We start from the raw sequence: 24,858 nt of genomic DNA on the forward strand, positions 1-24,858 counted from the left end.
TTTCGGCTAGACAGCGCAACTCGCTCAGACGCACCCGTAGCTCAGCTGGATAGAGCGTTGCCCTCCGAAGGCAAAGGTCACACGTTCGAATCGTGTCGGGTGCGCCATTTTCTCACGCCGTGAACCGCTCAGGCGGACGCGTGGGCCGAGCGCCTATTCCCCTTCGATCGACCGGATGAGCTGGGCGGGATTGCCGCCGACCAGGGTGTTGGCCGGCACGTCCTTGGTCACCACCGAGCCGGCGGCGACGACCGAGTTCTCACCGATGGTGACGCCGCCGATGACGATGGCGCCGGCGCAGATCCAGACGCCGCGCTCGATGACGATCGGCTTGGCCACGACAAAGGCCTGGCGCTGGGACGGCGCGACCGGATGGCCGTCGGTGATCAGGCTGACATTGGGCCCGATCAGCACGTCGTCGCCGATGGTGACGGGGGCCAGATCGTAGAGCGTGCAGTTCTGGTTGATGAACACGTTACGGCCGACCGAGATGTTCTTGCCGCAGGTGGTGAAGAATGGCGGGATCAGCCGGAACTGGTCGTCCAGGGGCTTGTCGATCAGCTCGGCGAACAGTCGCCGGATCTCGTCGCCTTCCGCGAAGGTCAGGCGGTTGAGCGCCGGGGTGAGGCTCATCGCCCGCATCGTGTCGGCGACCATGGCCCGGGACTCCGGCGTGCGCCGGGCGATCCTGACTTCGCCGTCCTGCTTCGACATGTGCGTTCCTCCCGACCGGGGCGCAGCTTAGCGGTTCGCAGAGGGCCCGGGATCGGCGGACCCGCCGAAAGTTGTGGGTCGTTAGAGCGCCAGGGCCTGCCGCGCGTAGCGGCCGGGCGGTTCGCCGACGTGGCGGCTGAAGGCGGTGCTGAAGGTGCTGGCCGAGCCGTAGCCGACGCGTTCGGCGACCTCCCCGATGTCGAGGCCCTGGCGGCGCAGCAGATCCTTGGCCAGCGCCATGCGCCAGGACAGCAGGTACTCCATCGGCGGCGCCCCGACCTGGCGGCTGAAGCGGTCGAAGAAGGCTGAGCGCGACAGCGCCGCCTCGCTGGCGAGCTGCGCCATCGTCCAGGGCCGGGCCGGATCGGCGTGCATCTGGCGCAGGGCCTGGGCCAGCCGCCCGTCGGAGAGCCCGCGCAGCAGGCCGGCGGGGGCGTCGGCGCCGGGGGTCAGGCGCAGGGCCTCGACCAGCAGGATCTCGACCAGCCGGGTCAGCACCAGTTCGCGGCCCGGGCGATCCAGCGCCGCCTCCCCGATCAGCAGGCCGACTAGGGTCGAGAGCCGCGGTGCGTCGCGCACGTGCACCTGGGCCGGCAGCAGCGAGGCGAGCAGGCCGGCGTCAGCGCCGTCGAAGACGAAGTAGCCGCCGAGGATGCGGACGTCGGGCGGGCCGTCCTGGCGGCCGTGACGGACCTCGCCGGGGCCGGCCGCGGCGGCGGCATGGGGGTCGGTCGGCTGCGGCGCCGCCGGCTCGAACCCGGACATGGTGAAGCCGGGCGTAGTCGGCAGCAGGACGAAGTCGCCGGTTTGGAGCCGCAGTTCGGGCTGACCGTCGACGGCCAGGCGGCAGGCGCCCTCGATCACGACGGCGAAGCTGGGATGTCCGAAGTCGGTGTAGCGCACGCCCCAGGCGCCGGCTCCGACGATCGCCTTGGTCAGCACGGTGCGTGGGCGGAGCAGTCTGATGACCTCGGAGAGCGGATCGATCATCGCCGGACTTTCGCAAATGAATAGTGGACTTTGGATTGTAGTTCGTCCGACGCCGAGCGCCTAGCCTTGGGTCATCACTTCACGAGGCGAGGCAAGGACCATGAACACCGTACTGATCACCGGCTGCTCGTCGGGCTATGGGCTCGAGACGGCGCGGCGCTTTCTGAACAAGGGTTGGAACGTCGTCGCCACCATGCGCACGCCGCGCGACGTGGGGCTGCCGACATCGGCGGCGCTGCGCGTCCTGCCGCTGGACGTGACCGACGAAGCCAGCATCGCGGCTGCGATCGACGCGGCCGGGCCGATCGACGTGCTGGTCAACAACGCAGGGATCGGGGTGGTCGGCGCCTTCGAGGCCACGCCAATGGCCCACGTCCGACGGGTGTTCGAGACCAACACCTTCGGCGTCATGGCCATGACCCAGGCGGTGATCCCGCAGATGCGGGCGCGGCGGGCCGGGACGATCGTCAACGTCACGTCCAGCGTCACTCTGGCGCCGATGCCTTTGGCGGCCGCCTATACGGCGAGCAAGCAGGCGATCGAGGGGTTCACCGGGTCGCTGGCCCACGAACTCGCCCATTTCGGCGTTCGCGCCCGGCTGGTCGAGCCCGGCTACGCGCCGACTACGCGCTTCTCGCAAAACACCTCGGTGAAGGTCGAGGAGCTGATTCCCCCGGCCTACGCCGACTTCGCCGCCCCGATCTTTGAGGCGTTCGCGCGGCCGGCCATGACCACGCGGGAAGTCGACGTGGCCGAGGCGGTCTGGGCCGCCGTCCACGACGCCGGCGAGGCGTTGCGGTTCCCGGCCGGCGCCGACGCGGTGGCGCTGTTTCGCGGGGCCTAACTCGCGGCGGCTTCGGCGGGCGGCTCGTTCTCGGCGAGCTGCAGGGTGTGCAGGTTCTTCTGGCGCACGATCTCGCCGGCCTCGTCGAAGAAGAACGGCAGGAAGGCGTAGCGGCGGCCGCGGGTGACGGGGGTGGCCTCGTGCAGCAGCGAGCAGGAGAACACCACCGCCCCGCCGGTCGGCGGGCGGTAGGTCTTGGGCCCGAATTCCGGGAACCGCAGGTCGCCGCCCTCGAATTCCTCGGCGTTGAGGTTGATGGAGCAGGCGAATTTGCGGTGGGCGGTGCCGGTGGTGGTGTTGTCGCGGTGCGGCTTGAAGTAGCCGCCGTTCTCGTCGTCGGCGTCGTAGCAGGCGACGATGTAGCGTTCGATGCGGGTCGGGTTGAACTGGAAGGCGCGGTTGATCTGGCGCAACAGTCGGGTTTCGATCAGGCCGCGCAGCTCGTCGCGGAACGCGAGGTCCTCAATGGTGGCGTCGCTTCGACTCTTGAAGTTGTCGAGCACGGCGACGGTCTTGCCGCCGACCTGGCGCATGGTGCCCGAGCGCTTCCCGCCCTGGCGCTCGTAGAACTCGATCAGCCGGGCGCACATCTCCGGCTCGAAGACGCGCGGGGCCACCAGGACTGGGGCGTGCAGGGGCACGCCGGCATGGTCGCCTGGCGCCGGCAGCGTGCGCAGGGTCGCGAACACCTGCTCGGTCTGGTCCATGGTTCCGGAGATCAACACCCGCAGGCTGGGGTCGAGCAGACACCAGTAGGGCGTCTCGACGCCGTCCGCCGACAGCGCCCCGTAGCCGCGGCTGATCGCGCCGTCGCGATCGAAGAACCACATCATCCCGGGCCGGTCCTGGGCCTGGGCGATGGCGACCGGGTCGCGCAGTACGCCGAATGCGATCAGGTTGGTCTGGTCGTACAGCGCCTGGTGAGCCTGCATCGCGGCCAGCGCCAATTGGCGGGCGATCGGCTCGCTCGGCAGGAAGGCCAGCAGGACGTAGCGCCCCCCGAGGCTGGAAAAATTGAAGTTGGGGACGCTGGGCGTCGGGGCCGTGAACCAGGGCGCGGCTTGACCGGTCTGCATCATCATGCCCGGTTGGTCGCGTGGACGGATTATGTCCACAAGCATAAGAAGCTTATAAGGCCGGCCGCATGCGCAGGGCATAAGGCCGGCATAATTGAACCGCCGCGCGGGCGCGGCCATGGTCCGGCTGTCGACGGCCTCGCTCGTCTCCCAACTATCGAGCCTGGGGTTCCCACGGACAGGCGGACGCCGTCGACGCCCGGCTTTGCAAGGATCCGCATGGCGCGGGATTGGACAATCGGCCCGCGGGCGCGTGGCGCGCTGCGCTATCTGGCCGCCCTTGGCATGGTCGCCGTCTCTACGGTCGTGGCCGAGGTGATCTACCGCGTCTTCCACACCGACCGCCTGTCGATGGTGTTCCTGGCCGGCGTGCTGGTCGCCGCTGTCACCCTGGGGCCGGGCCCGGCCTACTTCGCCGCCGCGGTCGCGTTCCTCGTCTACGACATCTATTTGGTCGAGCCGCGCTTCGTGTTCACCATGACCTCGGCCGAGGACTTCCTGGTCCTCTTCGTGTTCCTGGCCGTGGCGGTGTTGACCGGCGGGCTGGCCGGCCGCCTGCGCGAGGCCCAGCGGCGGGCCGAGACCCGGGCGCGGACGTCCGGGGCGCTGTTCCGGGCAAGCGAAGAGTTTTCCGCCTCGGGCCATGAGGACGCCGTGCGCCAAGCGTTGGCGCACCGCATCGCCGAGACCGGCCGCGAGGCGGTGGTGTTCGAGGACGGCCGCTGGTGGAGCGCGCCGACCGGGATCGAGCCGCCCGAGCGGCTGGTCCGCGCCGCCCTTGATCCGGCGGCCCAGATCGCCCCGAGCGAGATCGACCGCTGGCGGCTGCGGCCGCTGCGCGCCGACGGCCAGGAGCTGGGCCTGGCGGCGTGGCGCTCGACCGGGCGGCTGCAAGCCGACGACGACGAGCGGCTGGTCGACGTGCTGGTCGACATGGCGGCGGCGGCCATCGCCCGCTCGCGGCTGTCGGGGGCGCGGGCCGAGATGCAGGCCCGCGAGCGCACCGAGCAACTGCGCCACGCGCTGCTGTCGTCGATCTCGCACGATCTGCGCACGCCGCTCGCGGCGATCCTGGCCTCGGCCAGCAGCCTGCGTGAGTTCGGCGACCGCTTCGACGCGGCGGTGCGCGACGACCTGACCCTGACCATCCAGGAAGAGGCCGAGCGGCTGAACCTGTTCGTCGGCAACCTGCTCAACATGACCAAGCTGGAGTCGGGCGCGCTGAGCATCGAGCCGGTGACCTTCGGCATGGGCGAAGTGGTCGGCCGGGTCGTGCAGCGGCTGGGCAAGCGCGCCGGCGACCGGGAGCTGGTCGCGCAGGCCGGCGGCGACGAACTGGCGGCGCTGGGCGATCCGATCCTGGCTGAGCAGGCGCTGGCCAACGTGGTCGAGAACGCCGTCCGCTTCTCGCCGAACGGCGCGCGGATCGAGGTCTGCGCCCGGCGGACCGACAACGGCCAGGTGGTGGTCGAGGTCTGGGACGAAGGCCCCGGGGTGCCGGACGCCGACCTGGCGATGATCTTCGACAAGTTCTACCGCTCGCCGGCGACGGCGGCTGGTCAGCAAGGCACCGGTCTTGGCCTGTCGATCACCCGCGGCCTGGTCGAGGCCATGGGCGGAACGGCGAGCGCGCGGCCGCGGCCGGATGGGCGCACGGGTCTGGTGGTGGCGCTGAGTTTTCCGGGAGGACGGCCATGAGCCTGGGGCACTTGCTGCTGGTCGACGACGAACAGCAGATCCTGCGGGCGCTGCGCCCGGCGCTGAGCGCGGCAGGCTACGAGGTGGCGACCGCCGAGACCGGCGGCGAGGCGCTGGCCCATCTGGCCAGCGAGGCCTGCGACGTGGTGATCCTCGACCTTGGACTGCCAGACATGGACGGCAAGGAGGTGATCGGCCGCATCCGCGAGTGGTCGGAGGTCCCGATCCTGGTGCTGTCGGCCCGCGACCTGGAGCACGAGAAGATCGCCGCCCTCGACCAGGGGGCCGACGACTTCATCAACAAGCCCTTTGGGGTCGGCGAACTGCTGGCGCGGCTCCGCGCGTCGCTGCGCGGGCGCGAGCGTCGGTTCTCGGCCCACGCGGTGTTTCGCAGCGGCGACCTGGAAGTCAACTTCGCCACCCGGCGCGTGGCGGTGATGGGCGAGGAGATGCGGCTGACGCCGCGCGAGTACGACCTGCTGAAGACCCTGGCGCGCTATGGCGGGCGGGTGGTCACCCATCGCCAGCTGATCGCCGCGGTCTGGGGCCCGACGGCCCAGGTCGACGCCCAGTTCGTGCGGGTGCTGGTCGCCCAGCTGCGCCAGAAGATCGAGGAAGAAGCCTCGACCCCGAAGATCCTGCTGACCGAACCAGGGATCGGCTATCGGCTGACCCCGGAGGACGAGGCCTGAGCCCCCGCTAGGTTCCGTTCGCGTTGCGGCTTTCGCCGTGGGCGCGAAGAAATCCAGCGACGAGCTCATCGTAGAGCTCCAGCCGCTTGTACGCACGGAAGTCCGAGGTCGCTTCGCGCCAGGCGCGGGCGAAGGCGGCCAGCCGCGGCGGGTCCCTTGTGAGGTCGTCCAGCGGCGAGAGCCAAACCCTGATCGTGAACAGCGCTCCGCCGGTGGCCGGCAGCCGCCGCAGGGTCTGGCGCTCGACCCGGACGAACAGTTCAGCCCCGGCGCGGGCCGGGTCGATCTCGGCGATGCCGGCGCGGATCGGGGCGGAATCCGGGGTGAAGGTGTCGCCTGAGTTCACCACGCTCCAGTTGCGGCGCTCGAGCACCAGGCCCGGCCGCAGTCCGTCGAAGATCCGCATCACGCGGGAGAGGAAGCGGTCCGCAAAGCCGTGCACCGGTCCGTGGATGTCGCCGAGCGCGCGGCCGAGCACCTCGTGGGCGGTGAAGAAGGTCGGGGCGCAGAGCGACAGCGCGCTGACCCGCCACTGGCCGCCGGCCTTTTCCATCAGCACCAGGTCGTCGGGGACGCGCCGCGCGGCGGCCAGCAGCGGCGGCAGGTCCTGGCCGCCGAGCGGCGACCCAAGCGCCGCGGCGATCAGCTCGGCGGCCTCGGCCTGGCCGGGGCGCGAGCCCTCGGTTTCGCCCCAGACCACGTCGCGATGGACGGCCGTCAGCGGATCCTTGCGCGCGGCGGGATCGGCCTCGCCGCCCTCCAGCCAGGCGGCCTCGGGGATGGCGCGCAGGCCGATGGTGAAGTCCGCGGCCTCCTCGTAGGGGGCGTGGCGGATGGTCATTGCGGCTTGAAGCGGCGGGCCAGCGCCCAGAGGCCGACGCCGAGCGCGATGCCGACGGTGTCGGCGAAGAGGTCGATCCAGTCGCCCTGACGACCGAACGGCATCAGCGCCTGGGCGACCTCGATGCCGGCCGCCAATCCCCAGACGCAGGCGATCACCGTCTTGCGTCGGTGGGTCGACATCAAAAGGCCGATCACCACGAGCAGGCCGAAGGCGATGGCGTGGGCGGCCTTGTCCCAGACCAGGCCAGAGCCCGGGACGTCTTTGGACGGCGGCAGCGTCAGGTAGAGGATCACCGTGACCGCCGCGCCGAAGATCGCCAGACGCAGGGGCCGCGGGATGAACGAGAAGAAGGCGCGCATTTCCATCTGATAGCCGCGCCCCGCGGCGACGGCGAGCCTTTCAAAAGCCGCCCTGGCCCGCTAGCTTCCGGGAAAATTCAAACACGGGTTTAAATCGATGACGATCGAAGCGGTGATCTGGGATTTCGGCGGCGTGTTCACGTCCTCGCCGTTCGAGGCGTTCGCGCGGTACGAGGCCGAGCACGGCCTGCCCAAGGACCTGATCCGTAAGATCAACTCGACCAATCCGGACACCAACGCCTGGGCGCTGTTCGAGCGCAACGAGATCGACACCAAGGGGTTCGACGAGCTGTTCCTGGCGGAATCGACCGCGCTGGGCCATCCGGTGCCGGGCGCCGACGTGCTGCCCCTGCTGTCGGGACACCTGCGGCCGCAGATGGTCGCGGCGCTGAAGGCCTGCAAGGCGAAGTTCAAGGTCGGCTGCATCACCAACAACATGGTCACCCACCACAGCCCCGGCGCCGACGAGCCGCAGCGCGCGGCCGGGGCCATGGGCCAGGTGATGCCGCTGTTCGACCACATCATCGAAAGCTCGAAGGCCGGCGTGCGCAAACCCGACCCGAAAATCTACCTGATGATGTGCGAAGCGCTCGGCGTGAAGCCGGAGGCTTGCGTCTACCTCGATGACCTGGGCATCAACTGCAAACCGGCCGCGGCCCTGGGCATGCGGGCGATCAAGGTGGTGGACGTGGGTCAGACCCTGGCCGAGCTGTCCGCCGCTACGGGCCTGACGTTCGAGGAAGAGGAGCTGGCGTGACGCGCCCAACCAAGATCGGCGCCGAAGCGGCGCTGGCCAAGCTGCCGGGCTGGAGCCGTGCGCCGGGCGATCGCGAGGCGATCGCCCGCACCTACCGGTTCGCCGACTTCAATATCGCGTTCGCGTTCATGACGCGGGTGGCGATCCGCGCCGAGCAGCTGGACCATCATCCGGAATGGTTCAATGTCTACAACCGCGTCGAGGTGCTGCTGACCACTCATGACGCCGACGGGGTCACCGAGCTCGACCTGACGATGGCGGGCTTCATGGACGAGGCCGCCAAGGCCGCCGGCGCGAAGGACTAGCCAGGGAGGAGACGATGTCGGGACGGGTCGAGGGCAAGAAGGCCTTCATCACCGGGGGCGCTCAGGGGCTGGGCGCAGCCATGGCCCGCATGCTGGCGTCCGAGGGCGCCAAGGTCTCGATCGCCGACATCAACCACGCCGGGGCCCAGACGCTGGCTGCGGAGATCAACGCCGAGCATGGCGAGGGGATCGCCTTCGCCTTTCCGCTGGACGTGACCCGCGAAGACCAGTGGATCTACGCCCTGGAGGAGGCCGACGCGGCGATGGGCGGCATCTCGGTGCTGGTCAACAACGCCGGGATCAGCCGCGGCGGCGACATCGAGCAGCTCAGCTTCGAAGATTGGAAGCTGGTGATGAGCGTCAATGTCGACTCGGTGTTCCTGGGGACCAAGCACGCGCTGAAGTACATGCGCCAGAACCAGCCCGGCTCGATCATCAACATCTCGTCGATCGCCGGGCTGATCGCCGCCCATAATTCCCCGGTCTACAACGCCTCCAAGGCCGGGGTCTGGCTGCTCAGCAAGGGCATCGCCCTGCACTGCGCCAAGCAGGGGCTGGATATCCGCTCGAACTCGGTGCACCCGACCTTCATCGACACTCCGATCCTCGACCCGCTGCGCGAGCGGTTCGGCAAGGAGGTCGCCGAGGGCAAGCTGGCCCGCCAGATCCCGCTCGGCCACATCGGCGAGCCGGACGACGTGGCCAACGCCGTGCTCTACCTGGCCAGCGACGAGAGCAAGTTCATGACCGGCGCGGAGCTGAAGCTCGACGGCGGCATCTCGGCGATGTGAGGGGGCGGGGCGCTATTGGCTCCTAGTGATGAAGCGGGCGCGCTCTAGGAGTTCGTCATAGGTGATGATGTCGATGCTACTGCACTCGCGCCGGAACAGCTCGAAGGTGTCGGCCATCACGGCCGCGTCCCTCGCGTTCCCCTGTCTTGCGAATTCCTCCTTGGAACCGATGACGAGGATACTTCTAGCGTTCCGGGTGCGTGCCGTGAGCTTCTTCGTCCCTGCCTTATTGTAGTGCTCGCCCGTCTGCGAGAATGACAACCATTCCGCCTTCTGCTCGATGACCTGCGACACCGCGCTCATGAACTCCGAACTGAACTCCCATGTCCCAGCGCGTCCGCCCCGCTTCGCCTTAAACAGCGGCGTACTCGGCTTCTTGATCTCAACGAGCACGGTGTAGTCCGTGAAGCTCATGAGGAAGTCGGTCATGGGCTGGTTCTTGTCGTCAGTCCCGCCGACGCCAACTCTCATCTCGCGGTCGAACTGCCGCATGATCCGGTAGTCCAGGCCGTAGCCGAACACCCATTGCTGACGTTCAAAGAAGTCTTGCCAGTCGCCCTCGCTCCAAGCGCTCTGTGCAAGCTGGTGCTCATATTCTTCTAAGCCTTGCTTGCGGCCGAGGAGCACATTGATTTCATCACCCGTCAGAGTGTTCTGAATATCGCGCAGGAAGTCGTGCCGCTGAGCCTCGGTCATTCCCCTGACGCGCTCGACAATCCCTCGCTCGGATGCGTCGATGATCGCCTTGGGGCCTGCCGTCGTGGAGATGTCCTGAATTGTAAACCTGTCGCGGTTCGATAGGTCGATGAATTGTATCTGGTTCAGGAAGGATAGAAGCCGATCGAATTCATCGTCTCGGAACGTGAACTCGTGTTTGTCGTATCCCTCGTACCAATCTCCTGATCGAGACTGGAACGTCTGAAAGGATAGGCGTTTGCGACGCTTGTCGTCCTGGGTGATGAGAGCGGTAACCTGGGTCTTGCGCTTACTCCCGGTGAGGCGAAGACATAGCGCGCCTTGGACTTCGCCGAGCAGAACGCTGTCGCTGCCCTCTAGGACCATCCACACATTGCGGATTTCCTCCGGGTTGTGAGCCCCAAAATTGAAGACCTTCGAGATGTAGGTCTTGCCTTCCTGTCGCAGCCTAAAGAACTCGTGGTCGCTCTCGTCAGACATGCCTCGGTCCTAACCCGTAGATGCGCAATCGTAGGACGCGGCGAAATTGTCGGCGACCTGAAATCTATATGCTGCCGCGAAGTGGGCCCCTCGGGGGCTACCTGAACTGCTTACCCCGTCGGGGGCCACCGCCGCCGCAGAAGGGATCAAGGCTTCCGCCTCATCGCCCACACCAGGGCGGCAAGGCCGGGCAGCAGGGCGGCGAAGGCGGCGACTAGCTGAGGCGTCAGTACAATCATCGCGTGGTCATCTCCGTTGGCGGCGACATGGAAACAGGGAGCTGCATGCAAAGCATGGGGAATTATCCCCATGCTTTGCATGGCCGGGGGCCCGGTTTCCTGCCCGTCGTTCGGCAACACTTCAGCACGACGCTAGTCGGGGTTCGTGGTCAAAAAAGCCATACTTCCCGCGGGCACCCCGCTTCGGAACCGGTCGTTTCGGACGCGCGGCGTTCGCTGTCAGTCTGTGTTCGCGCCATGCATTGGGAGCGGTTCGGCCGGCGTAGTTCCACGCCCCGCGTTGAGCCCGTCAGTTGATCAACATCGTGCCCAGCAGCACCCGGGCGCCCTTTTGGCCGAGCACTCGGTCGGCGTCGCGCTGCAGCACCTGGGCCAGGACGTCGCCGTTGGGGGGCAGCGACGGGGTCATGCCGGAGGCGTAGATCTGCAGGGTCTGGACGAAGGCGGCGCGCAGGCGGGGCAGGACGCTCTCGGCCTTGGCGCGCAGCTTGGCGTCGGGGACATCCAGTCCGGCCTGGACGGTCAGCACGCCGCGGCGGCCGTTGGGGCGCATGACGGTGGCGGCCAGGGCGTGGATTTCGACATAGGTCCCGACGCTGGTCTTCTTCTCGTCCGTCTTCTTGCCGGCGGCCGTCAGCAGCGGCGCGGCGGCGAGCAAGGCGAGGCTAAGGAGGCGGCGGCGGTCCATGGCGGCATCACGCCACATCATGGTTAGAGCTCTCTTTACGAGCTAGGCCAGACAGTGCGGCGACGATTCGCAGTTTTCGTATTGGAGCGCCGCTTTTGGGCCGGTTCGCAGCCACCAACCTCGACCTCGACGGCAAGGTGATCTTCGTCACCGGCGGGACAGGCTCCTTCGGGCGCCGGTTCATCGAAACCGTGCTGATGCGCGCCAAGCCGCGCAAGTTGATCGTGTTCTCGCGCGACGAGCTCAAGCAGCACGAGATGCAGATCGACCTGGCCGAGAAGTTCGATCCCGAGACCCTGACCTGCATGCGCTTCTTCCTGGGCGACGTGCGCGACCGCGAGCGGCTGACCCTGGCCATGCGCGGGGTCGACATCGTGATCCACGCCGCGGCGCTGAAGCAGGTGCCGGCCGCCGAGTACAATCCCTCGGAGTGCATCCACACCAACATCATGGGCGCCGAGAACGTGGTCTGGGCGTGCCTGTCCAACCGCATCAAGCAGGTGGTGGCGCTGTCCACGGACAAGGCCTGCAACCCGGTGAACCTGTACGGGGCGACGAAGCTGGCCTCGGACAAGACCTTCGTGGCGGCCAACAACCTGTCGGGCGACATCGGCACCCGGTTCTCGGTGGTGCGCTACGGCAACGTGGTCGGCTCGCGCGGGTCGGTGGCGCCGCTGTTCCAGCGGCTGCTGGCGCGCGGCGACTCAGAGCTGCCGATCACCGACGCGCGGATGACCCGGTTCTGGATCACCCTGAACCAGGGCGTCGATTTCGTGCTGTCGTCGCTGGAGATCATGCGCGGCGGCGAGATCTTTGTGCCCAAGATCCCCTCGATGAAGATGACCGACCTGGCCGAAGCCATGTCGCCGGGCGTCGGCGTCCGGGTGATCGGCATCCGCCCCGGCGAGAAGCTGCACGAGATGATGATCTCCGCCGACGACGCGCGCACCACGGTCGACCTCGGCGACCGCTACGCCATCGAGCCGGCCTTCGTGGAGTTCGGCCGCGAGTCCTACGCCAAGACCCATCCGATGGTGGCCGAGAACTTCTCCTACGCCAGCGACACCAACGACGAGTGGCTGTCGGGCGAGGGGCTGCTGGCGCTGCTGGCCGACGGCGCGCCCGAGCATCGCCGCCGCCGGGCGACGGACTGACGCCGATGCTGCCCTATGGCCGCCAGACCATCGACGAGGACGACATCGCCGCGGTGGCCCAGGCGCTACGCGGCGACTTCCTGACCACCGGACCGACGGTCGAGGCGTTCGAGACCGCCTTCGCTGAGAAAGTTGGAGCCCAGCATGCGGTGGCTTGCTCCAACGGCACGGCGGCGCTGCACCTGGCGATGCTGGCGCTGGAAGTGCAGCCGGATGAGGTGGTGATCGCGCCGTCGATCACCTTCCTGGCCACCGCCAACTGCGCGCGGTTCGTCGGCGCCGAAGTGGTGTTCGCCGACGTCGACCCGCAGACCGGGCTGATGACCGCCGAGACCCTGGCCGAGGCGATGAGCCGGCTGGAGGGACGGCGGTTGCGCGCGGTGCTGCCGGTGCACCTGCGCGGCGACACCGCCGAGTTGCCGGCGCTGGAGGCGCTGGCCAAGACCGCGGGCGCGGTGCTGGTCGAGGACGCGCCGCACGCCCTGGGCTCGACCCTGAAGTTCGGCAACAGCGTGGAGCGGGTCGGCGACTGCGCCCACTCGGCGATGGCGACCTTCTCGTTCCATCCGGTGAAGACCATCGCCACCGGCGAGGGCGGCATGGTCACCACCAACGACCCGCGGCTGGCCGAACGCCTGCGCCGGCTGCGCAGTCACGGCATGATCCGGCCGGCCGGCGGCGATCCGTGGTGGTACGAGATGCCGGAGATCGGCTTCAACTACCGGCTGCCCGACATCCTCTGCGCGCTCGGGATTTCGCAGCTGGGCAAGCTGGACGCCTTCGCCGCCCGCCGGCGCATTCTGGCGGCGCGCTACGAAGAGGCGTTGAAGCCGCTGGCCCCGCTGGTCGTGCAGGCGACCCGGCCCGACTGGAGCGACCCGGTGCTGCACCTGATGGTGGCGCTGGTCGACTTCGAGGCGGCCGGCCGCACGCGCCGCGAGGTCGTCGAGGCGCTGCGCGAACGCGGGGTCGGCACCCAGGTGCACTACATCCCGGTCCACACCCAGCCCTATTACCGCCAGCGCTACGGCGAGCTGGACCTGCCGGGCGCCAACGCCTGGTACGCGCGCTGCCTGTCGCTGCCGCTCTATCCGGGGATGGCCGACGACGACGTCGACCGGGTGATCGCGGCTCTGGCGGACGTGATGGGGCTCTGACGCAGATCGCTCCCTCGCCCCCTTGGGGGAGAGGGTTGGGGTGAGGGGGCTACGGCCACTGCAGCAATGCCCGCTCCGCGCCGCGAACCCCTCACCCTCCCCTCTCCCCTCAAGCGGGGAGAGGGACAACAGGGGGTCTGCGCCGCTTCCTGCGACGTCCGAAGTCCGCGCATCGGCGGCGGTTTCCGCTTGCCCGGCGGCGCGAGCGGCATAGGTAAGGCGGCCCGACCGGTCTTTGTCCGGTTCCAAGCTCATTTCGACCGGCGCAGCCATGGCTCAGGATGATTCCGCCCGCATCAACGGTTCCGCGCTCGCGGTCGGGGCCGGCTGCTATGTGATCTGGGGGATCGTGCCGCTGGCCTTCCAGGTGATGGGCCGGATCGGCATCGGCGCCTGGGAGATTCTCGCCCACCGCACGCTGTGGGCGGTGCCGACCGCGTTCCTGTTCGTCGCCCTGGCCGGGCAGACCAAGCAGCTGGCCGCGGTGCTGCGCAACGGCCGCACCATGGCCTGGCTGGCGCTGTCGGCGGCGATCATCGCCGTCAACTGGCTGGTGTTCATCTGGGCGGTGAACAACGGCCGGGTGCTGGAGACCAGCCTCGGCTACTTCATCAATCCGCTGATGGCGATGGCGGCCGGGGCGCTGATCTTCCGTGAGCGGATGGACGCGATCGGCAAGGGCGCGATCGCCCTGGCCGGGATCGGGGTGATCATCCAGACCTTCGCGCTGGGCCACCTGCCGATCATCTCGCTGACCCTGGCGACCAGCTTCTGCGCCTATGGGATCATTCGCAAGCGGGTGGCGGCCGAGGCGCAGACCGGGCTGCTGATCGAGTGCCTGATCCTCGGCCTGCCTGGCGTGTTCCTGATCGCCTGGCTGCAGAGCCAGGGCCAGGGGCATTTCATCTCCAGCCCGGCGGCGACGGCCTGGCTGCTGGCCTGCGGGCCGATGACGGCGTTGCCGCTGATGATGTTCTCGTGGGCGGCGCGGCGGATCCCGTTCTCGGCCATGGGCTTTCTGCAGTTCATCGCCCCCAGCATGACCTTCGTGATGGGGGTGATGCAGGGCGAGCCGTTCACCCCGCTGCGCGGCGTCTCCTTCGCCTTCATCTGGGGCGGGGCGGCGGTGTTCGCGTTCGGCGCCTGGCGGCGCAGCCGGATGCTCGCCGTTCAAAGCGCGGCGTAGGCCCTTCCATTGTTCGTCATCCTCGGCCGGCGCCGCGCAGCGGCGGCGGGCCGGGGATCCATAAACGCGACGCGTTCAGAGCTACCTCGGCGATACGGAGTCTATGGGTGGCCGGGACAAGCCCGGCCATGACGATCGATGGTCAGAGCGCGGCGTAGGCCGCCTCGATCAGCCGCTTGGCGCGGGCGTCGCCGATCAGGTCGGTCGACTGCTTGTTCATGACGTAGGCCCCGGCGAGGCCCGTCTCCGGATCGGCGAAGGCGCAGGAGCCGCCCCAGCCCGAATGGCCGAAGGTCTGCTCGCCCGGGCCCCAGACCTTGACCGCGCTGTTGCGCATGAAGCCGGCGCCCCAGCTCATCACGAAGGGCAGCACCAGGTCCTGGCCGTGGATGCGCTCGCGCGAGGCCTCGGCGATCAGGGCTGGCGACAGGATGGTCTCGCCGTCCAGCCAGCCGTCATTGGCCAGGGCGCCGATCAGCCGCGCCAGGGCCGGGGCCGTGGCGTGGCCGTTGGCGGAGGGGATCTCGATGCGCCGCCATTCGGCCTGGCCGCGGCCGGCCGGCGAGGACCAGGGGGTCAGGAAGGCGGCCTTGGTGGCGGCGTTGATCTCGCCGAAGTTCGGCAGGCCGTTCGGGCGCTGCAGGTCGGCGACGCGGCCGTGCTCGGCGTCGGGCAGGCCGATCCAGAGGTCGAGGTCGAAGGGGCCGGCCAGGTCCTCGCGCAGGGCGGTTCCCATGGTCCGCCCGTCGACGCGGCGGAAGATCTCGCCGGCCAGATAGCCGAAGGTGATCGGGTGGTAGCCGCTGGCGCTCCGCGGCGGCCACAGCGGGGCCATGGCGGCGAGCTTGGCGCAGACCGCGTCCCAGTCGAACCACAGCGAGGGTTCTATCTCGTCCGGGAAGCCCGAGAGGCCTTCCTGGTGGCTCATCACCTGCTCGATGGTGATGTCTTGCTTTCCGGCCTGGGCGAACTGCGGCCAGACGTCGGCGACGCGCTGGGCGTAGTCGAGCTTTCCGGCGTCGACCAGCCGCGCGATCAGCAGCGCGGCGACCGCCTTAGTGGTCGAGAACACCGGCGTCAGGGTGCGCTCGTCGAAGGGCTTGGTGCGTTGGCGGTCGGCGAATCCGGCCCAGAGGTCGACGACCAGCTCGCCGCCCTGCACCAGCGAAAACCGCGCGCCCAGCTCCTGGCCGGTGGCGAAGTTGTCCTCGAAGGCGGAGCGGACGTCGGCGAAGCGCTCGGGGCAGAGGCCGTGGATCTCGGGGGTCATGCCAATCGCTCCAAACGCACGCTGGGGGAGGTCGCCTTCAGCCGCTGGGCCATGGCGACGATAGGAAGTTCCGCCGCCCCGGCCACGTGGGCGGCGGCGACGGTCTCGGCGACGCCGCCGACCGCGCGGCCCAGCGCATAGGACCCGGCCAGCCCGTCGAGGAGCGCCGCGCCGAACAGGGCGCTGAGCAGGTCGCCGGTGCCCTTGGGGGCTGAGGGCAGTCGTGGGTGGGCGGCCAGCCAGGCTTCCCCCGGCTCGACATAGATCACCCCGATCTCCTTGGCCTGGCCGACCGAGGAGACCAGGGCCGGCTTGCCCAGGCGCCGGGCGGCGACCAGCACGTCCTGCGCGGTGCGGGTTGGCAGCCCGCTCAGGTGGGCCAGTTCCCAGGCGTTGGGGGCCAGGATGTCGGCGCGCGGGATCAGGTGCTCGGCGATCGCCTCGGCGACCGGGGCCGGGACGTAGAGCCCCTTGCCGGCGTCGCCGATGGTCGGGTCGACGATGACCACCGGCGCCCGCGGGGCCTCGCCGTCGTAGCCGCTGCGCTGGGCGCCGCGGACCGCGTCGATGGCCTGGGCGGCGGCGAGCACCTGTTCCGGGAAGGCGAAGTAGCCGGTCAGCACCAGGTCGGTCTGGCCAAACAGCTTGTTGGCTTCGATCCCGGCCAGCACGCCTTCGAGCACGGCCGGCTCGACCTTCGCGCCGCCGGGCGGGCCCCAGCCGGGATGGCGGCCGTAGAGCACGGTCGGCGCGACCATGGAGTCGATGCGCAGGATCGAGAGGGCGCTGGCCTGCGCCGTTCCGCCGACATGGCTGGCGGCGACGTGGCTGGAGATGATCAGCGCGAGCGGCATGGCCGCCCTGCTTAGCCGAGCGCCCCCGACCCCGACAAGCTGGGCGCTACCAGGTCTCGCGGAACGGCCGCACCTCGGCCAGGAACGACCAGGCGCTCTTCGGCTGATGGGCCAGGTGGAAGACCTCGCCGGCGATGTCGTCGGGAGCGATGAAGTAGTCGTCCGGCGCGTCCTTGTAGCGCTCGCGGGTCCACGGCACGTCGATCACCGCGTCGATCACCAGATAGGCGACGTGCACCCCCTTCGGACCGACCTCGCGGGCGATGGCTTCAGCCAGGATGCGCTGGGCGGCTTTGGTCGGGGCGAAGCCGGCGAAATTGGCCTTGCCGCGCAGGGCCGAGGTGTTGCCGGTGACGATCAGCGCGCCGCCGCCGGCCTCGATCATCTTCGGGACAGTCAGGCGGGCGAGGTGGTGCAGGGCCATGACGTTGGTCGCAAAGTTCTGCTCCAGCACCGACGGGTCGATGTCGAGGAAGTTGCCGAACGCTCCGCCGACTGCGTTGTGGACCACGACCTTGGGCGTTCCGAAGCGGACGATCAGGTCGTCGACCGCGGCGGTCAGGGCGGCGGCGTCGGAGACGTCGACCGGCACGGCGACGGCGTCCGGGATCTCCTGGGCGAGAGCAGCCAGGCGGTCGAAGTCCCGGGCCAGCATGGCGACGCGGTAGCCCTGGGCGGCGAACCTGCGGACGATCGAGGCTCCAGTCCCGGGGCCGACCCCGGTGACGATGGCGAGCGGTTTCATGTGGGCGTTCCTTCTGGAAGGGAGGACTAGGCGGCGAGCGCGCGGCGCAGGAAGTCGAGGCGGTCGTTGCCGAAGAACAGCAGGCCGCCCTCGGTGACGAAGCTGGGTGCGCCGAAGACGCCGGCCTCGACCGCTGCGGCGGTGCCCGCTTCGAGCTCGGTCGCGCGCTCGGGGGCGTCGATCATCGCGGCGGTGACGCCGAGGTCGGCGAGCAGGGCGGCGACATCGTCAGAGGTCGCCAGCGGCGCGTCGCCGGCCCACATGGCGCGGAACAGCCGGCGGCCCGCTTCTTCGCCGTGGCCGAGCGAGCGGGCGGCCAGCGCCGCGTGCAACAGCCGCGGGCCATCGACGCCGCTCATGCCCGGATTGGGGCTGAGCTGAGCTCGGTAGAGCGCAGCCCAGCGGCCGAGGTCCTGGCGGGCGTAGGCCTGCTTGGGCTTGCAGATCACGCTGGTCGGAACGTTGCCGACACGCTTCATCAGCTCCAGCACGTCGAACGGGCGCCAGTCGAACGTCCCGGGCAGGGAGTCGAGCTGTGTGCTGGCCAGGTAGCTGTAGGGGCTGCGGAAATCGAAGAAGAAGCGCGTGCGCGTCAGGGTGTCGGTCATGAGTTTCCTCCAAGCAGTTTCTTGAGACCGGGGGCGGCGGCGGGACCGGGGCGCAGGCGGGCGCGCTCGCGCGGGACCGGCGCGCCGGTCTCGGCGTCGACCAGCGCCAGGACCAGCGGATGGCCGGTCTGGCCGTCGATCAGTTCGATGGTCGGCGCGCCCAGGCCATTGGTGTCCCAGCGGTCGCCCCACTCGCGCAGGGCCGTGGTGACCTTCCAGAGGTCGCGGCCCTTGTCGGTCAGGCGATACTCATGGCGGGGCGGGTTGTCCTGATAGGGGCGGCGCTCGACGAGGCCGGTGCTCTCCAGGTGCTTGAGCCGGGTGGAGAGCGTGGTGGTCGGCATGCCGGTCGAGGCCTGCAACTCGTCGTACTTCGACAAGCCGAGCGACAGGTCGCGCAGCAGCAGCACCGCCCAGCGGTCGCCGATCGCCTCGAGGGCGCCGGCGACGGAACAGGTCATGTCGGCGAAGGACTTGGCGCGCATCGGCGGGGCTCCTCAGTAACTCTTATGATGAGAGTTAGTGGGCGTGCGGCGGCGCGCAAGGGTAGGCGGCGGATTTTCCTCTCCCCGCTTGAGGGGAGAGGGGAGGGTGAGGGGTAGGCGGCGCGAAGCGGCGCAATGCGGCCGAGGTCCCCCTCACCCCAACCCTCTCCCCCAAGGGGGGCGAGGGAGCAGGCCGTGGAGACCGGCCGCAAACGAAAACGGCGGCCGTGTCGCCACGGCCGCCGTCTGAAGTCTCGTGAAACCTGGAAGCTTAGGCTTCGGTGGTCTCGGTGTTGCGAGCGGTTTGACGCTCGGCGATCCGGGCCGACTTACCGCGACGGTCGCGCAGGTAGTAGAGCTTGGCGCGACGGACGACGCCGCGACGCTTCACTTCGATGGAGTCGATGTTCGGGGAGTAGAGCGGGAACACGCGTTCCACGCCTTCGCCGAACGAAATCTTGCGGACGGTGAAGCTCTCGTTCACGCCGCCGCCTTGACGGCCGATGCAGACGCCTTCGTAGGCCTGCACGCGTTCACGATCGCCTTCCTTGATCTTCACGTTGACGCGAAGGGTGTCGCCAGCCTGGAAGTCCGGGATCGAACGGGTGGCGGCGAGGCGGTCGAGCTCTTCTTTTTCGAGCTGCTGGATGATGTTCATATCGGTCGTCCTTGTCCTACCGGGCTTTACTCGCCCTTTGCCTGTTGATTGGCGAGATGCTGCGCCCAGAGGTCCGGACGTCGCTCCCGCGTGGCCGCTTCACGCTGCGCTTTGCGCCACTTGCCGATGTCGGCATGGTGACCACTGAGCAGCACTGGCGGTATCTCAAGTCCCTCGAATTCCCGCGGTCTGGTGTACTGCGGGTGCTCCAGGAGCCCGTCCTCGAAACTCTCTTCACTCAAGCTCTCCGCCTGGCCGAGGACGCCGGGCACGAGCCTCACGCACGCTTCGATCGCCACCAGGGACGCCGCCTCGCCGCCGGCGAGGACCGCGTCTCCGACGCTGATCTCCTCGAACCCCCGGGCGTCGAGCACCCGCTGGTCCACCCCTTCGAACCGTCCGGCCAGGACGATCAGTCCCGGACCCTTGGCCCATTCACTCACGCGCGCCTGGGTCAGGGGCCGACCTCGTGCGCTCATGTACAAAAGCGGCCGTCCCCGCCGCTCCACGCTGTCCAGCGCGGCTGCGATGACGTCCGCTCGCATCACTTGTCCCGGGCCGCCACCCGCAGGGGTGTCGTCGAGGAAGCCGCGCTTATCCTTGGAAAATTGGCGAATGTCCACTGTTTCCAACGTCCAAAGCCCGTGCTCGCGCCAGGCGGTGCCGATCAGCGAGACGCCGAGCGGGCCGGGATAGGCCTCGGGAAACATGGTCAGGACGGTGGCGTCGAAGGACATGGCGCGGCTTTTGGACCATTGGGCGTTGAAATTCCACTGATGTCCCGCTGTCGGGCCCGGGCCGTCATCCGGCCTGGGTCGAGAACCGGGATGGCGCCTAGGGGATCGGCCAGCTTGTCGGAACGCTGCTATCGGCGTAATCCGGCTCCTTTCGCACTTGCAGCATTTTTAGAGATCCCATGGAAACGCCCGAAATCCTCACCGAGTCCCTGGCCCTTGAGCGCATCGAGGTGAACCTGTTCCGCGGCGTTTCGCCCGAGGACGGTCCAGGCCGGATCTTCGGCGGCCAGGTGATCGCGCAGTCGCTGCTGGCGGCCTACGAGACGGTCGAGGACCGGATCTGCCACTCGCTGCATTGCTACTTCATCCGTCCGGGCGACCCGCGGATCCCGATCCTGTTCGAAGTCGACCGCTCGCGCGACGGCGGCACCTTCACCACCCGGCGGGTGATCGCCGTGCAGAACGGCAAGCAGATCTTCAACCTGGCCGCCTCGTTCCAGGTCGCCGAGGAGGGCTTCGAACACCAGGCCCCGATGCCGGCGGTGCGCAGCGCCGACGACATGGCCGCTGAGGCCGAGGCCCAGAAGAAAGCCGTGCTGGACGGCATGAGCGAAGAGATGCGCCGGATGATGAACCGGCCGCGCCCGATCGAGATGGTCGGTCGCGACAACTACGGCTTTGGCCGCAAGCCCAAGCCGAGCGAGCCCAAGAGCGACACCTGGATGCGGGCCGTGGCGCCGATCGGCGACGATGCGCGCATGCACCAGGTGATCCTGGCCTACGCCTCGGACATGAACCTGCTGTCGACCGCGATGCGCCCGCACGGCGTCGCCTGGCAGACGCCTGGCCTGCAGTCGGCCAGCCTCGACCACGCCATGTGGTTCCACAAGCCGTCGAACTTCAACGACTGGCACCTCTATACGCAGGACAGCCCCAGCGCCTCGGGCGGCCGCGGCTTCGTGCGCGGCGCGATCTATGGCCAGGACGGAACGCTGGTCGCCTCGGTGGCCCAGGAAGGGCTGATGCGACTGAAGAAGTAGTCTCAGGTGGCGGCGGGCTTCGGCTTGCCGCCTTTGTTTTATGACTGCTAGGCTCGACGCTTCCTCGGAGGGGGCGTGCGAGTGTTCGGACAGTTCCTCAGTGAGTTGAAGCGTCGAAACGTCATTCGTGTAGCCGCTGTCTACACGGTGACTGCCTGGGCGATTTTCCAGGTCGCCAAGACGATCTTCGAGACCCTCGAATTTCCCAAGTGGACCAGCCAGGCGGCGTTGATCGTTCTGGCGCTCGGCCTGCCGATCGCGATGGTCATCGCCTGGGCGTTCGAGCGCGCGCCGGACGGCACGATCCACCGGACGAAGACGCCGGAAGGCGAGGAGGCGCCGGCCAAGACCGGCCTGACCCGGCTGGACGTGCTGCTGCTGGGCGGCCTTGGCCTGGTGCTGGGCGTCACCGCCGCGCAGGTCAGCGGCGTGCTGCGCGGCCCGATGCAGATGCTGGGCGGCGGCCCGCCGGACAAGTCGGTGGCGGTGCTGCCGTTCGAGACCTTCAGCCAGGCCCAGGACGCCGAGTACTTCGCCGACGGCCTGACCGAGGAGGTGATCAACAGCCTGGCGCAGTCGCCGGAGCTGAAGGTCGCCGGCCGCACCTCGAGCTTCTATTTCAAGGGCAAGCACCAGGATCTGCGCGAGGTCGGCAAGAAGCTGGGCGTGGCGCACGTGGTCGAGGGCAGCGTGCGGCGCGAGGGCGATCGCCTGCGGGTCACCTGCCAGCTGGTGGCCTGCAAGGACGGCTTCCACCTGTGGTCGGAGACCTATGACCGCCAGATGGTCGACGCCCTGGACCTGCAGACCGAGATCGGTGAGGCCGTCGCCGAGGCGATGAAGGTCAAGCTGGCCCTGAGGGGCGCGCGGCCGAACGACGAGACGCCTCGCGACCCCGCCGCCTACACCCTGCAACTCACCTCGATGGCCCAGCTTCGTCGCCAGGATCCAGACTCGCTGAAGGCCGCGCGGGCCGGCTTCGAGCAGCTGATGGATCTGGAGCCGCGGAACGCCGCGGCCTTCGCAGGCTACGCCCAGGCGACGATGGTGCTGGCCCAGCAAGGACTGTCGATGGACATCGGCGAGGCCGGCCGCGTCGCTCAGGGCGCGATCGACAAGGCGGTGCAGATCGATCCGGAGTCGCCGGACGTCTGGATGGCCAAGTCGATGATCGCGCGGGTGCTGAGCATCCGGGTCGGCGGCCCGCAATACGAACGGGCCTTCGACGAGGCGATCGCCCGGACCCTGAAGCTGGCCCCCAACAAGCCCGAGGCGCTGAGCGCCAAGGCCTCGCGCCTCAACGATCTGGGCCAGTCGGAGCAGGCGGTGGCGTTCGGGCGCAAGGCGTTGGCGCTCGATCCGTTGAACCGCTCGACGATCATGACCTACGGCAAGGCGCTGATGAATGCCGGCCAACTGGAAGAGTCCCAGCGCCAGTTCCATTCCGCGACCGAGCTCTATCCCGACTACGAGCAGGCCAAGTACCAGCTAGCCATGGTGCTGACCGAAAAGGGTCGGTTCGACGAGGCTGAGCCGTGGCTGAAGGCCATCGCGACCGGCCATGACCCGTTCATTTCGCTGCAGACCTCGTGGGTCTACATGAACCTTGGCCTGCGCGAGGACGCCGATGCGACGCTGCGGGCGATCACCGAGTCGCCGGCCAAGGAGCTCGGGGAGGTGACGATCCTCTGCTACGACGGCGACTGGCGCGGGGCGCTGGCCATGGGCCGCTCGTTGATGGCCAAGGACGACGAACCGTTCTGGCCGATGGTGGTGTTCCAGACCTCGGTGATGACCGGCAAGTACGCCGAGGGCATTGCAGCCCTGAAGACCTTGCGTCCCGACATCTTCTCGCCGGAACCGGCGGTGACCGGGCTGGACCTGGCCATGCCGACGGTGGCGGCGCACGCGCTGAACCGGACGGGCGACCGGGCGCAGGCCAAGCGGCTGCTCGACGAGGTGCTGAAGGTGACCGCGCCCACGCCCGGTCAGCGGCCGCCGAACGACTCGCTCGTCGCCCGCGCCAAGGTGTTCGCCGAGAAGGGCATGCGGAACGAGGCGGTCGCGGCGCTGGAGAGCGCCTATCAGAACGGCTGGCGCGGCGTCTTCCTGTGGGACGAGAGCTTGTGGCTCGACCAGCAGCCGAACCTGCTGGCGCTGCGCGACGATCCTGCGGTCAAGGAGCTGATGGCCAAGGCGCGGACCGATCTCGCTCGCCAGCGCGAGGCGGTGTTGGCCCAGCGGGCCTAGGGGCCCGGCTCAGGTCGCCGGCTGCAAGGCGCGGGTGTAGGTGGCGAGGTCGAAGTAGTCGCGCCAGACCTTGATCTTGCCATCCTGCATCTCGAACACGCCGCAGCAGGGCAGGTCCACGGCGACCGCACCGACCATGGTGCGGTCCAGCCGCTCGGCGATGACCGTGTCGCCGCGGGACATCAGGGTCAGCACGTCCCACTCGGTCGATGTCCAGCCCCGCAGGAAGCCGGTGATGAAGCCGCGCAGGTTCTCCCGGCCGGTGACCGGCCTGGCGGGCATGTTGTGATAGGTGCCGTCCTCGGTGAAGAAGGCGACCAGCTCGTCAGGATCGAGCCGCGACCAGGCGGCGATGAAGTCGCGGATCGTCTGCTCGTTCTGGTCCATGGTCGCCCCCCGGCTGTGTTGTTGCTCAACCTAGCGTTATGCGGGTGCGCAGCGCCAGACCTCAGTCGACGTCACGGCCTTCGTTGGGATCGGCCTCGATGACCGCTGGGGGCTCGGCGATCAGCTTGCCTTGCGCGATGCGGACTTCCGGCACGGCCTCGCGCGTGAACGGCAGCCACCAGCTGGCGCCGGCCTTGGGCTGGATCTCGAGCAGGTCGCCGGCGCCGAAATCCTGGACGGCCTTGACCTTGCCCAGCAGTTCGCCGGAGGCGGTTTCGACGGTCAGGCCGATAAGGTCGGCGAGATAGAACTCGTCCTCCTCGGGCGGCGGCAGGCTGTCGCGAGAAATGTAGAGCTTCAGGCCGCGCAGGGCCTCGGCGGCATTGCGGTCGTCCACCCCCTTGAGGCGGGCGACGATCCCGCCCTTGGTCGGGCGGGCCGAAGCGATGGTCAGGGCGGGCGAGCCGTCCTGACGCATCAAGGTCTTGTAGCTCGCCAGGGCCATGGGGTCGGCGGTGAAGGTCGTGACCTTCACCTCGCCTCGCACCCCGTGGGCGGCGCCGACCTGGGCGACGAAAATCAGATTGCGCGTCTCGTCGCCCATATCGGTCGAACCAAGGCCGTCTCGCCCCGGCGGTGGCCAGGGCGAGCGCGGCGATGGACTTAGCCTTCGGTCTTTTCGGCGTCGCCTTCGGCGGCCGGAGCTTCAGCAGCGGCTTCTTCAGCGGCGGGCGCCTCGGCGGCCGGGGCTTCTTCGGCGACCGGTTCCGGCTCCGGAGCCGGCTGAGCGGCGGCTTCGGCAGCGGCGGCGGCGCGGTCGGCTTCGCGTTGAGCGCGCTCTTCAGCACGTTCCTTGGCCTTGCGGCCCGGCTCGGCCTTGTTCGGGTTGTTGCCGGCTTCCCACTTCACCAGGCCTTCGTTGGCCAGGAAACGGGCGACGCGGTCGGTCGGCTGGGCGCCCTTCTTGAGCCACGCCTGGATCGACTCGACCTTCAGGGTGACGCGAGCAGGATCGTCCTTCTTGAGCATCGGGTTGTAGGCGCCGACCTTCTCGATGAAGCGGCCGTCGCGCGGCGAGTGCGAGTCGGCGATGACGATGTTGTAGTAGGGGCGCTTCTTGGCGCCGCCACGGGCGAGACGGATCTTGAGCATGG

At 68.7% G+C, this 24,858-nt stretch carries 28 protein-coding genes and 1 tRNA gene; 12 read left to right on the forward strand and 17 right to left on the reverse strand.

What is annotated here, in order from left to right:
• Positions 1 to 30 precede the first annotated feature (30 nt).
• A tRNA-Arg gene (locus C0481_RS05785) sits at positions 31 to 107 on the forward strand.
• A 46-nt stretch (positions 108 to 153) separates the two neighbouring features.
• Here C0481_RS05785 and C0481_RS05790 read toward each other — a convergent pair.
• Both C0481_RS05790 and C0481_RS05795 read right to left on the reverse strand, forming a co-directional pair.
• On the reverse strand, positions 154 to 714 hold the full coding sequence (locus C0481_RS05790; protein WP_293401594.1) for a sugar O-acetyltransferase: 561 nt from the start codon (positions 712 to 714) through the stop codon (positions 154 to 156).
• Positions 715 to 795: 81 nt separating this feature from the next.
• Positions 796 to 1,704: an AraC family transcriptional regulator gene (locus C0481_RS05795; RefSeq protein WP_293401596.1), complete on the reverse strand. Its 909-nt coding sequence runs from the start codon at positions 1,702 to 1,704 to the stop codon at positions 796 to 798.
• Between the two features lie 100 nt (positions 1,705 to 1,804).
• Between C0481_RS05795 and C0481_RS05800 the strand changes: the two genes are divergently transcribed.
• Positions 1,805 to 2,548, forward strand: a complete 744-nt coding sequence (locus C0481_RS05800) for an SDR family oxidoreductase (protein WP_293401598.1) — start codon at positions 1,805 to 1,807, stop codon at positions 2,546 to 2,548.
• Here the strand turns inward: C0481_RS05800 and C0481_RS05805 are convergent.
• Entirely contained in the window at positions 2,545 to 3,669 is a 1,125-nt protein-coding gene (locus C0481_RS05805) for a 2OG-Fe(II) oxygenase (RefSeq protein WP_293401600.1), read from the reverse strand. The genes C0481_RS05800 and C0481_RS05805 overlap by 4 nt on opposite strands.
• Before the next feature lie 174 nt (positions 3,670 to 3,843).
• Between C0481_RS05805 and C0481_RS05810 the strand changes: the two genes are divergently transcribed.
• Both C0481_RS05810 and C0481_RS05815 read left to right on the forward strand, forming a co-directional pair.
• Positions 3,844 to 5,322 carry an ATP-binding protein gene (locus C0481_RS05810; RefSeq protein WP_293401602.1) on the forward strand — a complete coding sequence of 493 codons (1,479 nt, stop codon included), beginning with the start codon at positions 3,844 to 3,846 and terminating at the stop codon, positions 5,320 to 5,322.
• On the forward strand, positions 5,319 to 6,014 hold the full coding sequence (locus tag C0481_RS05815; protein ID WP_293401604.1) for a response regulator transcription factor: 696 nt from the start codon (positions 5,319 to 5,321) through the stop codon (positions 6,012 to 6,014). Before C0481_RS05810 ends, C0481_RS05815 begins: the two co-directional genes overlap by 4 nt.
• Before the next feature lie 7 nt (positions 6,015 to 6,021).
• Here the strand turns inward: C0481_RS05815 and C0481_RS05820 are convergent, their stop codons facing one another.
• A complete protein-coding gene (locus C0481_RS05820; protein ID WP_293401606.1) occupies positions 6,022 to 6,855 on the reverse strand; it encodes a heme-dependent oxidative N-demethylase subunit alpha family protein in 834 nt (277 codons plus the stop codon).
• Positions 6,852 to 7,223 (reverse strand): VanZ family protein, encoded by a 372-nt coding sequence (locus tag C0481_RS05825; protein WP_293401608.1) that lies wholly within the window; start codon positions 7,221 to 7,223, stop codon positions 6,852 to 6,854. Before C0481_RS05825 ends, C0481_RS05820 begins: the two co-directional genes overlap by 4 nt.
• A gap of 91 nt (positions 7,224 to 7,314) precedes the next feature.
• Between C0481_RS05825 and C0481_RS05830 the strand changes: the two genes are divergently transcribed.
• Genes C0481_RS05830 through C0481_RS05840 form a run of 3 tightly spaced genes read left to right on the forward strand, consistent with a single transcriptional unit; the run spans position 7,315 to position 9,070 of the window.
• Positions 7,315 to 7,974: an HAD-IA family hydrolase gene (locus tag C0481_RS05830; protein ID WP_293401610.1), complete on the forward strand. Its 660-nt coding sequence runs from the start codon at positions 7,315 to 7,317 to the stop codon at positions 7,972 to 7,974.
• A complete protein-coding gene (locus C0481_RS05835) occupies positions 7,971 to 8,279 on the forward strand; it encodes a 4a-hydroxytetrahydrobiopterin dehydratase (protein ID WP_293401612.1) in 309 nt (102 codons plus the stop codon). Before C0481_RS05830 ends, C0481_RS05835 begins: the two co-directional genes overlap by 4 nt.
• A gap of 14 nt (positions 8,280 to 8,293) precedes the next feature.
• Complete coding sequence (locus tag C0481_RS05840; protein ID WP_293401614.1) at positions 8,294 to 9,070, forward strand: SDR family oxidoreductase; 777 nt, start codon at positions 8,294 to 8,296, stop codon at positions 9,068 to 9,070.
• A 12-nt stretch (positions 9,071 to 9,082) separates the two neighbouring features.
• On the opposite strand, the gene C0481_RS05845 is transcribed toward C0481_RS05840, so the two are convergent.
• Together C0481_RS05845 and C0481_RS05850 are read right to left on the reverse strand one after the other, a co-directional pair.
• On the reverse strand, positions 9,083 to 10,246 hold the full coding sequence (locus C0481_RS05845) for a Shedu immune nuclease family protein (RefSeq protein ID WP_293401616.1): 1,164 nt from the start codon (positions 10,244 to 10,246) through the stop codon (positions 9,083 to 9,085).
• Positions 10,247 to 10,774: 528 nt separating this feature from the next.
• Complete coding sequence (locus C0481_RS05850; protein WP_293401618.1) at positions 10,775 to 11,194, reverse strand: hypothetical protein; 420 nt, start codon at positions 11,192 to 11,194, stop codon at positions 10,775 to 10,777.
• Positions 11,195 to 11,268: 74 nt separating this feature from the next.
• On the opposite strand from C0481_RS05850, the gene pseB reads away from it, so the two are divergent.
• The 3 genes from pseB to rarD all read left to right on the forward strand — a co-directional run bounded on the left by pseB (position 11,269) and on the right by rarD (position 14,670).
• Positions 11,269 to 12,327 carry a UDP-N-acetylglucosamine 4,6-dehydratase (inverting) gene (pseB, locus tag C0481_RS05855; RefSeq protein ID WP_293401620.1) on the forward strand — a complete coding sequence of 353 codons (1,059 nt, stop codon included), beginning with the start codon at positions 11,269 to 11,271 and terminating at the stop codon, positions 12,325 to 12,327.
• 5 nt (positions 12,328 to 12,332) lie between these two features.
• The gene (pseC, locus tag C0481_RS05860; protein ID WP_293401622.1) at positions 12,333 to 13,484 is read left to right on the forward strand and encodes a UDP-4-amino-4,6-dideoxy-N-acetyl-beta-L-altrosamine transaminase; all 1,152 of its coding nucleotides are present in this window, start codon (positions 12,333 to 12,335) and stop codon (positions 13,482 to 13,484) included.
• Between the two features lie 271 nt (positions 13,485 to 13,755).
• Positions 13,756 to 14,670, forward strand: coding sequence for an EamA family transporter RarD (gene rarD / locus C0481_RS05865; RefSeq protein ID WP_293401624.1), 915 nt, complete (start codon positions 13,756 to 13,758; stop codon positions 14,668 to 14,670).
• Positions 14,671 to 14,812: 142 nt separating this feature from the next.
• On the opposite strand, the gene C0481_RS05870 is transcribed toward rarD, so the two are convergent.
• From C0481_RS05870 to trmD, 7 genes are all read right to left on the reverse strand, one after another.
• A complete protein-coding gene (locus C0481_RS05870; RefSeq protein WP_293401626.1) occupies positions 14,813 to 15,940 on the reverse strand; it encodes a serine hydrolase domain-containing protein in 1,128 nt (375 codons plus the stop codon).
• Positions 15,937 to 16,794, reverse strand: a complete 858-nt coding sequence (locus C0481_RS05875) for a bifunctional hydroxymethylpyrimidine kinase/phosphomethylpyrimidine kinase (RefSeq protein ID WP_293401628.1) — start codon at positions 16,792 to 16,794, stop codon at positions 15,937 to 15,939. Before C0481_RS05875 ends, C0481_RS05870 begins: the two co-directional genes overlap by 4 nt.
• A 46-nt stretch (positions 16,795 to 16,840) precedes the next feature.
• Positions 16,841 to 17,539 (reverse strand): SDR family NAD(P)-dependent oxidoreductase, encoded by a 699-nt coding sequence (locus C0481_RS05880; protein WP_293401630.1) that lies wholly within the window; start codon positions 17,537 to 17,539, stop codon positions 16,841 to 16,843.
• Positions 17,540 to 17,565: 26 nt separating this feature from the next.
• Positions 17,566 to 18,147 carry a 2-hydroxychromene-2-carboxylate isomerase gene (locus C0481_RS05885; protein ID WP_293401632.1) on the reverse strand — a complete coding sequence of 194 codons (582 nt, stop codon included), beginning with the start codon at positions 18,145 to 18,147 and terminating at the stop codon, positions 17,566 to 17,568.
• Positions 18,144 to 18,632: a helix-turn-helix domain-containing protein gene (locus C0481_RS05890; protein ID WP_293401634.1), complete on the reverse strand. Its 489-nt coding sequence runs from the start codon at positions 18,630 to 18,632 to the stop codon at positions 18,144 to 18,146. Before C0481_RS05890 ends, C0481_RS05885 begins: the two co-directional genes overlap by 4 nt.
• Before the next feature lie 271 nt (positions 18,633 to 18,903).
• Positions 18,904 to 19,290, reverse strand: a complete 387-nt coding sequence (gene rplS / locus C0481_RS05895) for a 50S ribosomal protein L19 (RefSeq protein ID WP_293401636.1) — start codon at positions 19,288 to 19,290, stop codon at positions 18,904 to 18,906.
• 26 nt (positions 19,291 to 19,316) lie between these two features.
• On the reverse strand, positions 19,317 to 20,027 hold the full coding sequence (trmD, locus tag C0481_RS05900; protein WP_293401638.1) for a tRNA (guanosine(37)-N1)-methyltransferase TrmD: 711 nt from the start codon (positions 20,025 to 20,027) through the stop codon (positions 19,317 to 19,319).
• Between the two features lie 179 nt (positions 20,028 to 20,206).
• Here trmD and C0481_RS05905 point away from each other — a divergent pair, with 179 nt between their 5' ends.
• Together C0481_RS05905 and C0481_RS05910 are read left to right on the forward strand one after the other, a co-directional pair.
• Positions 20,207 to 21,067, forward strand: a complete 861-nt coding sequence (locus C0481_RS05905; RefSeq protein WP_293401640.1) for an acyl-CoA thioesterase II — start codon at positions 20,207 to 20,209, stop codon at positions 21,065 to 21,067.
• A 75-nt stretch (positions 21,068 to 21,142) separates the two neighbouring features.
• Positions 21,143 to 23,317, forward strand: a complete 2,175-nt coding sequence (locus C0481_RS05910) for a tetratricopeptide repeat protein (RefSeq protein ID WP_293401642.1) — start codon at positions 21,143 to 21,145, stop codon at positions 23,315 to 23,317.
• A gap of 9 nt (positions 23,318 to 23,326) precedes the next feature.
• Here C0481_RS05910 and C0481_RS05915 read toward each other — a convergent pair whose 3' ends face one another.
• From C0481_RS05915 to rpsP, 3 genes are all read right to left on the reverse strand, one after another.
• A complete protein-coding gene (locus C0481_RS05915) occupies positions 23,327 to 23,704 on the reverse strand; it encodes a limonene-1,2-epoxide hydrolase family protein (RefSeq protein ID WP_293401644.1) in 378 nt (125 codons plus the stop codon).
• Positions 23,705 to 23,765: 61 nt separating this feature from the next.
• Positions 23,766 to 24,308, reverse strand: coding sequence for a ribosome maturation factor RimM (gene rimM, locus C0481_RS05920; protein WP_293401646.1), 543 nt, complete (start codon positions 24,306 to 24,308; stop codon positions 23,766 to 23,768).
• Positions 24,309 to 24,367: 59 nt separating this feature from the next.
• Positions 24,368 to 24,856, reverse strand: a complete 489-nt coding sequence (rpsP, locus tag C0481_RS05925) for a 30S ribosomal protein S16 (RefSeq protein WP_293401648.1) — start codon at positions 24,854 to 24,856, stop codon at positions 24,368 to 24,370.
• Between the last annotated feature and the right edge of the window lie 2 nt (positions 24,857 to 24,858).

Source organism: Phenylobacterium sp. (assembly GCF_013822795.1).
Classification (GTDB): Bacteria; Pseudomonadota; Alphaproteobacteria; order Caulobacterales; family Caulobacteraceae; genus Phenylobacterium.